Below are 11,588 nucleotides of genomic sequence, written 5' to 3'. Positions count from 1 at the left end.
CTCGGCGACGAGGTCATTGTGCTGCTGGCCGATCTGCTGCGGGCGCGCTTTGGGCGGCCGGGCGATTTTGTCGGCCACATCGGCGGGGATGATTTCATCGTGGTGAGCGCCGAGCCCGATGCCGTCGAGCGTCTGCAGACCATTCCGCAGGAATTCGCCGCCGAGATGCCGCGCTTCTTCAATGCGGATCAACGTGAGCGCGGCGGATACGAGGCCGTCAACCGCCGAGGCGAAGCGCAGTGGTTCGGATTTCCCACCGTGTCCTTCGGCGTGCTGACTTTGGCTTCGGGGCAGGTGGAATCGCACCGCGAAGTTTCGGCCCTTCTGGTCGAGCTGAAAAAAGTGGCCAAGGCGCAGGCCTACGACCGGGTGTTTATCGACCGGCGGCAGTACGGCCCGCAGGTCGGAGTGCAAGTGCCGTCCGCCTTGAGGTGAACATGAGCAGCGCGGCAACCGACCCTCGCAGCATTCCGGCGCGGCTCAATCTGTTGCTCGCGGTCTTGGCGCTGACGATGTCGGGCTGGCTGTGGATCGTTCTGCCGCTGCTGCTGCCCGCGCTGCCTGCTTTGGGCTGGAGTCTGCTGATCGTGGTGCTGGCGACCACTTTTTACTGGTCTTTGCTGCACGAAGGCATCCACGCCGTGCTGCTTCCCGACCGGCGCCTGAACGACGCGCTTTCGCGCCTGCTGGCCATCGGCTTTCCGGCGCCGTTTGCGGTGCTGCGGTTCGGGCATCTCAAGCACCACCAGTTCAACCGCACCGCCATCGACCGCAGCGAAGTGTTCGATCCGGCCTTGACCACGCGCAGCGCGGCCGCCTGGCGCTACTACCCGCAACTGCTCATCGGCCTGTATGCCAGCGAAGTGGCCGCGCTGCTGCTGGTGTGGTTGCCGCCGGCCTGGCTGCTGCGACTGGCACAGCGTCTGCCGGCCGAGCCCGGTCTGCCGTCGCTGGCGCAGAGTCTGGAGCGGCAACTGCTCAAGCCCGACACCCTGCGCGCCATGCGTCTGGACAGCCTGACGTCACTGGTGCTGATGGCGTGCAGCGTCTGGCTCTACGGCACGCATGTCTGGATGCTGCTGCTGGCGCTGCTGGGCCGGGGGCTGCTGATTTCGCTCACCGACAACGCCTATCACTATGCGACCCCGCTGCACGCCCCCGGCGATGATGTGCGACAGGCGCGCCAGCTCGATCTGCCGCGCTGGGCCTCGGCGCTGATTCTGCACTTCAACTATCACGCCACCCATCACCGCCACCCGGCGCTACCCTGGAGCAAATTGCCCGCTGCGGCGAGTACGCAAGACCGGCAGTTTGCCCAGCCCTATATGCGCGCGCTGCTGCGCCAGTTACGCGGCCCGATTGCTCAGCAGGTCTTGCCGCGAAGCCGCATTTATGGGCCCTAATCTCTCGGCTCTACGCTGAATTGCTCGGCCAGAAAGTCGAGCAGCGCCCGCACTGCGGGCAGCAGCCCGCGGCGCGATGCGAACACGGCGTGAATGATCTCGGGCCGTGGAGCCCACCTGGGCAGCACATGGGTGAGTTGGCCGCTGGCAAGCTGCGCCTGCACCATCATCAACGGCAGCTGCACGATGCCCGCGCCCGCCACTGCCGCTTCGCGCAGCGCGGGCATGCTCGACGACACCAGACGCGGTTGATGCCGAACTGCGGCCTGCGCGCCTTCAGGGCCGTGCAGATCCCAGGTCTGCGTGATGCCGAGCTGGCTGCCCAGAGCCAGGCTGGGCAGCCCGGACAGGCTGGCCGGGGTCTGCGGCATCTGCGTGCGGGCGAGCAGGGCGGGGCTGGCCACCAGTGCCTGCACCCGCTCGGCAAGTGTTCGCAGCACCAGATCGCTGTCGTCAAGCGGTGGGGGGCGAACGCGCAGGGCCACGTCGATGCCTTCAGCCACTACGTCCACGCGCCGGTTGGTGGCGTCAAGCTGCAACTGGACCTGCGGATAGCGCACCAGGAAGGCCGCGACCATGCCCCCGACTTGCGCATCGAGCAGGGCGACGGGGCAGGTCAGGCGCACGGCGCCGCAGGGCTCGGCATGGGTACGGGCTATGGCTTCTTCGGCCGCATCGGCTTCCACCAGCATGGCCTTGCAATGGGTGTAGTAAGTCTGCCCGAGTTCGGTGACCACGAAGCTGCGGGTCGAGCGTTGGATCAGCCTTGCGCCCAGTTGCGTCTCCAGTCGCGCCAAGCGGCGGCTCAGTTTCGATTTCGGCAGGCCGAGCGCACGTCCGGCGGGTGCGAAACCCCCGTATTCCACCACTTGGACAAAGTAATACAGATCATTCAAGTCGCGCATCGGTTTATTGTTCCATTTGTAGAACGATCAAGGCAAATTTTGCGACTACCGAACGTATCGTTCCGCCCATATTCTTTAGCCATCGCGGGGCTGGGCCCCGGCTTACAGGAGAAACAGCGTGAAAACCCTTCAAGGCATTTACAGCAACCCGCGCCAGCATTGGGTTGGCGACGGCTTTCCGGTGCGTTCGCTGTTTAGCTACAGCAGCCATGGCGTGCAGCTCAGCCCCTTCCTGCTGCTCGACTACGCCGGGCCGACGCAGTTCGCGCCCGGCAAGCAGCCGCGCGGCGTGGGCGAACACCCGCATCGAGGTTTCGAGACGGTGACCATCGTCTATCAGGGCGAGGTGGATCATCGCGACTCGACCGGGGCCGGCGGGCATATCGGCCCGGGCGACGTGCAGTGGATGACGGCCGCAGGCGGCATCCTGCATGACGAGTTCCACTCGCAGGCGTTCACCGAGCGAGGCGGCACGCTGGAGATGGTGCAGCTCTGGGTCAACCTGCCCGCCAAGGACAAGATGTCGCCGCCCGGCTATCAGACCTTGTTGAACGCCGCCATTCCCGACGTGGCCTTGCCCGACGCGGCAGGGCGGGTGCGTGTGATCGCCGGGACGTATGCCGACCACCGCGGCCCCGCACGCACCTTCACGCCGATGGACGTGTGGGACGTACGGCTCAACGCGGGCGCACAGACCCGCTTCGACATCGCCACGGGGCGCACGCTGGCGCTGGTGGTGCTGCACGGCGCGGTGAAGGTGAACGGCGATGCGGTGGTGCGCTCGGCACAGTTCGGCTTGCTCAGCCGTGAAGGCGACGGCGTGCTGGTCGAGGCCGAGGACGACGCCACGCTGCTGTTGCTCAGCGGCGAGCCGATCGACGAGCCCATCGTCGGCTACGGTCCGTTTGTGATGAACACGCAAGCCGAGATTCATCAGGCGATGCAAGACTTCAACAGCGGCCGTTTCGGCCAGATTGCGGCGTAAGCGATCGAGTTGGCGGGGCTACGCCTATACTGCGCCTGAGCTTGTCGGAGCGCCGGGCGAAATTCCCGGCTGAGACTGCGTAACGCAGAATCCGCTGAACCTGATCGGGCTAGGAAGTGCGCCGCGAGTGCGCTTCCAACCTGCGGAGGGAACAAGGCGCCGGTGCAACGGCAGGCATTCATCCATCCCCGGAGGAACCATGTCTGCACTGCCCGAATCCCGCTACAAGGTCGATGCCCCTGAGCTGACCGAGCGCATCACCCGTACCCCCTTCGCCGCGTCCAGCAAGATTTATGTGCAGGGCAGCCGTGCCGACCTTCGCGTGCCCATGCGCGAGGTCAGGCTGGCCGATACGCCGGCGGTGTTTGGCGTGGAAAAAAACCCGCCCTTCGCGGTCTATGACACCTCCGGGCCCTACACCGATCCGCAGGTGAGCATCGACCTGGCGCGCGGCCTGCCCGCGCTGCGCTCTCCGTGGATTGCCGAGCGCGGTGACACCGAGCGACTGCCGGCCTTCAGCTCCGACACCACTCGCCGCCACAACGCCGACGCGGGTCTGGATGCGGTGCGCTTTCCGCAGTTGCCGCTGCCGCGCCGTGCCAAGGCCGGTGCCAACGTCAGCCAGATGCACTACGCGCGCAAGGGCATCATCACGCCCGAGATGGAGTTCATCGCCATTCGGGAGAATCAGCGGCAGGAGGAAATGCTCGATGCCGGACGGCTGAAGCAGCACCCCGGCCAGCATTTTGGCGCGAACATCCAATCGCGCATCACGCCGGAATTCGTGCGCGATGAAGTGGCGCGCGGCCGCGCCATCATCCCCAACAACATCAATCACCCGGAGAGCGAGCCGATGATCATCGGCCGCAACTTCCTGGTGAAAATCAACGCCAATATCGGCAACTCGGCCACCACGTCGAGCATTGCCGAAGAGGTTGAAAAAATGGTCTGGTCCATCCGCTGGGGCGCCGACACGGTGATGGATCTGAGCACGGGAAAACACATCCACGAGACCCGTGAGTGGATTCTGCGCAATTCGCCGGTGCCCATCGGCACCGTGCCCATTTATCAGGCGCTGGAGAAAGTCGGCGGCGTGGCCGAAGACCTCACCTGGGAGCTGTTCCGCGACACCCTGATCGAGCAGGCCGAGCAGGGCGTGGACTACTTCACCATCCACGCCGGGGTGCGTCTGCCCTTCATTCCGCTGAGCGCCAAACGTGTCACCGGCATCGTTTCGCGCGGCGGCTCGATCATGGCCAAGTGGTGCCTGGCGCATCACAAGGAGAGCTTTCTGTACGAACACTTCGAGGATATCTGCGACATCATGAAGGCCTACGACGTGGCGTTCTCGCTGGGTGACGGCCTGCGTCCTGGCAGTATTGCCGATGCCAACGACGAAGCGCAGTTCGCCGAGCTCGACACCCTGGGCGAACTCACGCAGATCGCCTGGAAGCACGACGTGCAGACCATGATCGAAGGCCCCGGCCATGTGCCCATGCAGCTCATCAAGGAGAACATGGACCGGCAGTTGGAGAAGTGCGGCGAGGCGCCGTTCTACACCCTCGGGCCTCTGACCACCGACATCGCGCCCGGCTACGACCACATCACCAGCGCCATCGGCGCAGCGATGATCGGCTGGTACGGCACCGCGATGCTCTGCTACGTCACGCCCAAGGAGCACCTAGGCCTGCCCGACAAGCAGGACGTGCGCGACGGCATCGTCACCTACAAGATCGCCGCGCACGCGGCCGATCTGGCCAAGGGCCACCCCGGCGCGCAGGCGCGTGACAACGCGCTCTCCAAGGCGCGCTTCGAGTTCCGCTGGGACGACCAGTTCAACCTCGGCCTCGACCCGGAAAAGGCCAAGGAGTTTCACGATGAAACCCTGCCGAAAGACGCCTTCAAGACGGCGCATTTCTGCTCCATGTGCGGGCCGAAGTTCTGCTCGATGAAAATCACGCAGGAAGTGCGCGAGTACGCCGCCAAACAGGGCGTGGATGCAGAGCAGGCCGTCGAGGTGGGCATGGCGGAAATGTCGGCCGAGTTCCGCGCGGGAGGCAGCGAGGTCTATGTGCACGCCCCGCTGCCGGGCCGCACCAAGGCGGGGCGTGCCCCTTCGGGGGGGGGCGAAGGCGGAGCCGCAGCAGGGGGGGCGTTGACTCCGTTGCCGGGTTCGCGGGCTCCTGCGCCGCAACAGCAGGAGAACTGAAGACATGACGCGGACTGCTGAAGTGGTGATCGCGGGGGCCGGGCTTGCTGGTCGCCTGCTGGCGTGGCGTCTGCTCAGCGCAGGCGTGCCGGTCACCCTGGTCGATGCCCGCGACCGCGATGATCTCGACCATGCGGCCGGGGTGGCTGCCGCCATGCTGGCCCCCTACGCCGAGCTGGTGGTGGGCGATGCCGATCTGTTCGCGCTCGGCGAGCAATCTTTGGCGATCTGGCCGCAATGGCTGGCCACGCTGCAGGCGCAGACCGGGCAGGCGGTGGACTTTCACCACGAAGGCTCGCTGGTGGTCGCGCACGCGCCCGACTACCCCGGTCTGGCGCACTATGCCGACCTCATCCGCTACCGCCTGCCTGCCGACAAACGCGACGCGGTGCAAAGCCTGGACGGGCCGGGCATCGCCGCGCTGGAGCCCGAATTCGCTGGACGTTTCAGCCGCGGTCTTTGGCTGCCGCTCGAAGGCCAACTCGACAACGGGCAATTGCTGCAAGCCCTGCAAGCCGCCATCGAGCAGGCCATGGCGCGCGTGGGCGGGCAGTGGCTCGAGCGCACCACTGTGCAAAGCGTGCAGGCCCGCTCGGTACACACCACCGACGGCGCGCTGATCGAGGCCGATGCGGTGGTGGACTGCCGCGGCGTGAACGCGGCCTGGCCGGGCGTGCGCGGCGTGCGCGGCGAAGTGCTCACCGTGACCTGCCCGGCGGTGAACCTGCGCCGCCCGGTGCGGCTGATCCATCCGCGCTACATGCTCTACATCGTGCCGCGCAGCGAAGGGCGCTTCATCATTGGCGCGACCGAACTGGAGTCGCAGGACACCGGGCCGATCACCGTGCGCTCCATGCTCGAACTCGCCAGCGCGCTCTACAGCGTGCATCCGGCGTTTGGCGAAGCGCGCATCACCCGCGTGGCCACCAGCCTGCGCCCCGCAACCGACGACCATCAACCCGTGTGGAAGCAGCGCGAGGGCGTCTGGCAATTGAACGGCTTCTATCGCCACGGCTATCTCGTGGCTCCAGCGATGGTGCAGCGGGCCGAGCGCGATCTGTTGGCCCTGCTGCGCTCGCAGACCGTGGAGACTCTTGGATGAGCACCCCCAATCTTAAAATCGCATCGGCGCTGTCTCTGCAAATCAACGGCGAGCCCGTGCAAACTTCCAGCACCACGCTGGCCGACTTGCTCACCGAGCGCGGCTATGACGCCACGCTGGCTTTGGCTTGCGCGGTGAATCGGCATTTCGTGCCGCGCACCCTTTGGGCGCAACAGGTCTTGCAGCCGGGCGACGCCATCGAAGTGGTCAGCCCCGTGGTGGGAGGATGAAATGGATCTCGCCAACATGAATCAGACGGCTTCTCCCGTGCAACCCCACTGCGCCGTGCTGAGCCAGCCCGACCCCTTGCAAGTTGGAGGCGTCAGCCTGCACAGCCGCCTGTTTCTTGGCACCGCGCGTTATCCGGCGCCCAGCGTGCTCGCCGAGGCCGTGCAGGCCGCGCAGGTGGAGGTGCTCACCGTGTCGCTGCGCCGCTTGGCTCCAGAAAGTCAGTCCGGGCAGGCGTGGTGGCAGCGCATCCGTGAGATGGGGCGGCATCTGCTGCCCAACACCGCCGGGTGTCACTCCGCGGAAGAAGCCATCACCGTGGCGCAGATGGCGCGTGAAATTTTCGGCACTCACTGGATCAAGCTCGAAGTCATCGGCGACGACTACACCCTGCAGCCCGATCCCTGGGGCACCGTGGCCGCCGCGCAAACTCTGGTGCGTGAAGGCTTCGCCGTGTTCGCCTACACCACCGACGATCTGGTGACCGCGCTCAAGCTGCGTGACGTCGGAGTCGCCGCCATCATGCCTTGGGCCGCGCCCATCGGCACCGGCGCCGGGCCGCGCAACCTGCCCGCGCTGCGCACCCTGCGCGAGCGCTTGCCAGACAACGTGCTGGTGGTCGATGCCGGCATCGGCACCCCCCACCACGCCGCGCAGGTGATGGAACTGGGCTATGACGCCGTGCTGGTGAACACCGCAGTGGCCGAGGCCGGCGACCCGGTGGCGATGGCCCGCGCTTTTACACTGAGCGTGCAGGCCGGCCGTCTGGCCCACCGCGCGCTGCCCATGCGCACGCGCGAAGTGGCGCAAGCCTCCACGCCCATGGTGGGCGTGCCGTTCTGGCATCAGGGGAGTTGAGCGCGTGAAAAAAGGACGTCTGGAAGCCTTCAGCGATGGCGTGTTCGCCATCATCATCACCATCATGGTGCTGGAATTGAAAGTGCCGCACGGCGAGCATCTTGACGCTCTGCTGCCGCTGTGGCCGGTCTTTCTCAGCTATGTGCTCAGCTTTGTCTATGTGGGCATTTACTGGAACAACCACCATCATCTGTTCCAGGCGTCTGACCGGGTTTCGGGCGCGGTCTTGTGGGCCAACCTGCACCTGCTGTTCTGGCTCTCGCTATTCCCTTTCGTCACCGGCTGGCTGGGGGAAAACCACTTTGCCGCGCTGCCTGCTGCGGTGTATGGCATCGTGCTGCTGATGGCTGCGATGGCCTATTGGATTCTGCAAAACACGCTGATCGCCGCGGAAGGCGAGCGATCGGTGCTGCGGCGCGCCTTGGGCCAGGACTGGAAGGGCAAGCTCTCGCCAGTGCTCTACCTTGCAGGCATCGTGGTCAGTTTTTGGCAGGCCGGGGCGGCGCTTGCGTTTTATGTAGGGGTGGCGCTGCTCTGGCTGGTTCCTGACCGGCGGATTGAAAAAACGCTGCGCTAAGGTTTAGCGTTTGGCGCCGCGGCTGTAAAACACCACGCTGTCCTTGAAAGCCGTGCTGTGCAACCCTTGGGCGAGCCCGCTGGCCAGCCAGCTTTGCAGCCGCTTGCGCGACACCCACACAGCGAAGGGCTTGCCCTCGGCCCGGGCCTTCTGCAGCGCGTTTTCGTTCACGCAAGTGTTCTGCCGCCTGTCGTCCCGGCAGCCGAACCACAGGTCTTCGCTGGCGCTGTCGATCACGAACAAGTGGGGGACGCCGTAGAACAAAAGCGATGCGTCGTGATCCTCGAAGGTTTGCCAGGAGAACCATACGGTGTCTGCGGGCAAGAGTCGATGCATGACCCCAGCGACCTGTTTCTGCGAGATCTCGGCCGTTTTAGCGACAGCGAGCTGAGCGGAGAAATCCACCATGATCACCGCGCTCAGGCTGAAGACCGCCAGACCGAGGGCCAGCCTGCGCGACCACAGCAGCGCGCCGCCGATGAACGCCGCCAGCGCAACTCCGATGACCAGCGCGGGCAGCCAGCCGAATTGCGCTGCGGGCAGGCCAGAGCGCAGCAATTCGGCCTGCAGCGGCGGCGTGAATGTCAACGCCCAGAGGCCCAGCGCGGCCATGCCGAACAGCAGCGCCCCCAGCCCAAGGCGACGGGGCAAGGCGGCGGCGCCGTCGTCACCGACCCGTAGGGCCGCCTGCAGCTGCACACCCAGCCACCAGGCGACCAAGGGCACCACGGGCAGGAGGTAATACGCTCCCTTGTCGCTCGCAGAGCTAAAGAAGACGGTGAGGATGATTGCGGTGTTGCGCGCCCAGCGCGCTGACGCGGTGGCCGTATCGTCGCCGTGCAAGCGGGGCGCAAACGCGGCGAGCACGGCGAGCAGCGGCGTCCACTGAAAAAAGCCGATCAGCAGCTTGGGGCCGTAGTACCACCAAGGCCCGTGATGAAAATCATCCGGAATGCGGGTGCCCAGAAACCGGCCGATGGTTTCGTTGACAAAGAAAAACCAGCCAAAACCCGGCAGGATGCGCAGCGCGGCCAGATGCCAGGGGGCCGCAACCAGTACGAAAAGGGCGATGGCCCATGGATCGAGATAGAACTTCAGCAGTTCGCTGCGCTTCCATGCGCCGGGGGCCGCCAGCAGTTGCACCAGGGCGACCAGGCCGAGCAACAGCAGCGCCTCCGGGCCTTTGGTCAGCGTGGCGAGCGCCACTGCAACAGCGGCGGCACGCAGCCAGACCCGCTGCCGGCGCTCCACCGCAAGCACCAGCAGAGCCAGGGCGGACAGCCAGAAAAACACCATCAGCGGATCGAACAGGATGTAGCGGGCGACCAGCACATAGCCCAATGCCGTGCCGGTGACCAGCGCGGCGAACCGGCCCGCAAGCGGCGCGGACACCGCCCGGCCCAACACGATGCACCCGAGCACCGTCAGCCACGCGGCCACGGCGTCGGGCAGCCGCGCCTGCCAGGCCCCGGCGCCGAAGGCCTTGAAGCTCAGCGCCATCAACCAATAAAGCAGCGGCGGCTTTTCGATGTAGGGAACGCCGTCGAGATGGGGGATGATCCACGATCCGCCATGCGCCATCGTCAGGGCAATGCTGGCATAGAGCGCCTCGTTGGTGTCGCGGATGGGGGCGGCACCCAGACGCCAGAACAGGCTCGCCGCTGCAATCAGCAGTACAAGGCCATCAACCAGAAGACTGGCTCGCCACCGCGCATCGGCCAGCGCCGCGATCCGCCCTAGCTTGTGAGCAGGCGTTGCTGCGGCTTGTGGGGTTGAGCAATGCAGGGAGGTGCTATGACGCATGAAAAGCGAATTGCGAATGGAGTTTGGCAAAGAGTTTGGCAAATTGGCCTGTAACCGCCAGGAGCCTGTTGGGCGTGCAAGCGCCACATTTTCGTGAACACATGCGCTCGTGAAAATGAAAAGCGGATGACGATTTCGTCATCCGCATTGCCCCCCCGGAGGGAGCGAGCTGTGAACGCCCACAGAGCGATGGCAGGCGCTGCCCGGGTGCGCGCTCGTCTCAGTCGCCGCCGCGGTCGTCTTCTCCATGGTGACGATCCCAATGCCTGTGATCGCGCCTTTCTCCGCGGTATTGGGGTCCGGGGGCGTAATAGGGCGGCGGTGCGGCGTAATAGACCGGAGCCGGAACGTATTGCACCGGTGGCGCCACATAGACCGGCTGCGGCGCCACCGGGTAGGCGTTGCCGACGTTGGCGATCAGCCCCGGCACGCCGATGGCCAGTGACCAGAGTGGGGAGTCATCCGCCTGCGCGGCGGGAAGCGCGACGACAGTGCTCAGCGCGATTGCCGCCAGGGTTTTTGCGAACAAATGAGGCAAGCGGGGGTGGGAGTTGGTGGTTTGCATGATGGGATGAACGGTTCGGGTTGGAAACGGGTTGACGGGCAGATGGGTATTTCGAGTGAAGGCGCGGTGGAGGACATGTCGGGCGTCATAGCGTCGACCGCACGGCGGTTGGCTGCCCCCAGAAAAACCCCTGTCCCCAATGCACGCCGAGGTCGCGCAGGTACTGCAGCGCCGCCTGGCTTTCCACGCCCTCGGCGATGGTGATGAGGTTCAGGTCTAGCGCAAGCTGGAGCAGGTGGCGCATCACCTGCTCGCCCTTGGCCGTGCGCAGGCCCGTCTGCACCAGGCTTCGGTCCAGTTTGAGATAGCGGATGGGCAGGGCCAGCAGATAGGGGAAGGCGCTGTGATTGCTGCCGAAATCGTCGAGCGCCAGTTCAAAGCCCAGATCGAGCAAGGGCTCGAGGTTCGCAAGCAGGCGGGCCGGATCGGTGTCGAGATTGCGCTCGGTGATTTCCAGCACCCAGGGTGTCTGGCTTGTATCGGCGCCGCTCTGCTTCTGCTGCCAGTGCCGGTGCTGCTGCGCGAGCTTGTCCATGCAGGACGGCTCAGCCAGGAACGCGCTGGAGCAGTTGAGGAACAATTTCCCCGGGGCCGCCGCGAACGGTACGGGCTGACAGGCGGCCATGGCTTGCGCGGTGATGACAGCGTCGATGCGCGGCTCGATGCCTAATTTAGCGGCCGTGCCGATGAACGCCTCCGCCGTCACCACCCGCCCTTGCGGGGTCAGCAGACGCGCCAGCGCCTCCTGGCCCATCGTCTGCAGATCGTCCAGACGCAGGATGGGCTGATAGGCCACGCGCAGTCGCTGTTCCTGCAAGGCCAGCCGCAGTTGGGCGCGCGCAAAGGCGTCGCTGCTGCTGGCGGCGTCCAGCCGCTCCCGCACCCACTGGGCCTGTAGGAGAGAGTCTGCAGAAGACAAGGCCGACGGTGCGATGAACTCTGGCGCACCCATG

Annotated in this window: 11 protein-coding genes, 1 pseudogene and 1 riboswitch; of the genes and pseudogenes, 8 read left to right on the top strand and 4 right to left on the bottom strand. The window is 65.6% G+C overall.

Annotated elements, in window-relative coordinates:
• Positions 1-435, top strand: a pseudogene (locus ABT24_RS06000) (bifunctional diguanylate cyclase/phosphodiesterase); the annotation flags it as partial.
• A 2-nt stretch (positions 436-437) separates the two neighbouring features.
• Complete coding sequence (locus ABT24_RS05995; protein WP_276729757.1) at positions 438-1,403, top strand: fatty acid desaturase; 966 nt, start codon at positions 438-440, stop codon at positions 1,401-1,403.
• Here ABT24_RS05995 and ABT24_RS05990 read toward each other — a convergent pair.
• Positions 1,400-2,308, bottom strand: a complete 909-nt coding sequence (locus tag ABT24_RS05990) for a LysR family transcriptional regulator (RefSeq protein ID WP_276729759.1) — start codon at positions 2,306-2,308, stop codon at positions 1,400-1,402. The genes ABT24_RS05995 and ABT24_RS05990 overlap by 4 nt on opposite strands.
• Before the next feature lie 118 nt (positions 2,309-2,426).
• Here ABT24_RS05990 and ABT24_RS05985 point away from each other — a divergent pair, with 118 nt between their 5' ends.
• The 6 genes from ABT24_RS05985 (at position 2,427) to ABT24_RS05960 (ending at position 8,267) form a co-directional block, all read left to right on the top strand.
• A complete protein-coding gene (locus ABT24_RS05985; RefSeq protein ID WP_276729762.1) occupies positions 2,427-3,293 on the top strand; it encodes a pirin family protein in 867 nt (288 codons plus the stop codon).
• Positions 3,294-3,328: 35 nt separating this feature from the next.
• Positions 3,329-3,461, top strand: a riboswitch (TPP riboswitch).
• Positions 3,462-3,492: 31 nt separating this feature from the next.
• Positions 3,493-5,502, top strand: coding sequence for a phosphomethylpyrimidine synthase ThiC (gene thiC, locus ABT24_RS05980; protein ID WP_276729765.1), 2,010 nt, complete (start codon positions 3,493-3,495; stop codon positions 5,500-5,502).
• Positions 5,503-5,506: 4 nt separating this feature from the next.
• A complete protein-coding gene (gene thiO, locus ABT24_RS05975) occupies positions 5,507-6,604 on the top strand; it encodes a glycine oxidase ThiO (RefSeq protein ID WP_276729768.1) in 1,098 nt (365 codons plus the stop codon).
• Entirely contained in the window at positions 6,601-6,834 is a 234-nt protein-coding gene (thiS, locus tag ABT24_RS05970; protein WP_276729771.1) for a sulfur carrier protein ThiS, read from the top strand. The genes thiO and thiS overlap by 4 nt, the downstream gene beginning before the upstream one ends.
• A gap of 1 nt (position 6,835) precedes the next feature.
• Complete coding sequence (locus tag ABT24_RS05965) at positions 6,836-7,690, top strand: thiazole synthase (protein WP_276729774.1); 855 nt, start codon at positions 6,836-6,838, stop codon at positions 7,688-7,690.
• Positions 7,691-7,694: 4 nt separating this feature from the next.
• Positions 7,695-8,267, top strand: coding sequence for a TMEM175 family protein (locus ABT24_RS05960; protein ID WP_276729776.1), 573 nt, complete (start codon positions 7,695-7,697; stop codon positions 8,265-8,267).
• A gap of 3 nt (positions 8,268-8,270) precedes the next feature.
• On the opposite strand, the gene ABT24_RS05955 is transcribed toward ABT24_RS05960, so the two are convergent.
• From ABT24_RS05955 to ABT24_RS05945, 3 genes are all read right to left on the bottom strand, one after another.
• The gene (locus ABT24_RS05955; protein WP_276729781.1) at positions 8,271-10,070 is read right to left on the bottom strand and encodes an ArnT family glycosyltransferase; all 1,800 of its coding nucleotides are present in this window, start codon (positions 10,068-10,070) and stop codon (positions 8,271-8,273) included.
• Positions 10,071-10,290: 220 nt separating this feature from the next.
• Positions 10,291-10,635 (bottom strand): hypothetical protein, encoded by a 345-nt coding sequence (locus ABT24_RS05950; RefSeq protein WP_276729784.1) that lies wholly within the window; start codon positions 10,633-10,635, stop codon positions 10,291-10,293.
• An 85-nt stretch (positions 10,636-10,720) separates the two neighbouring features.
• Positions 10,721-11,587, bottom strand: a complete 867-nt coding sequence (locus tag ABT24_RS05945) for an EAL domain-containing protein (RefSeq protein ID WP_276729785.1) — start codon at positions 11,585-11,587, stop codon at positions 10,721-10,723.
• Between the last annotated feature and the right edge of the window lies 1 nt (position 11,588).

Source organism: Thiomonas sp. SCN 64-16 (genome assembly GCF_001725585.1).
Lineage (GTDB): Bacteria > Pseudomonadota > Gammaproteobacteria > Burkholderiales > Burkholderiaceae_C > Thiomonas > Thiomonas arsenitoxydans.
The sequence above is the reverse complement of the archived record's forward strand: the minus strand, read 5'-3'. Positions and strand labels throughout refer to the sequence as shown.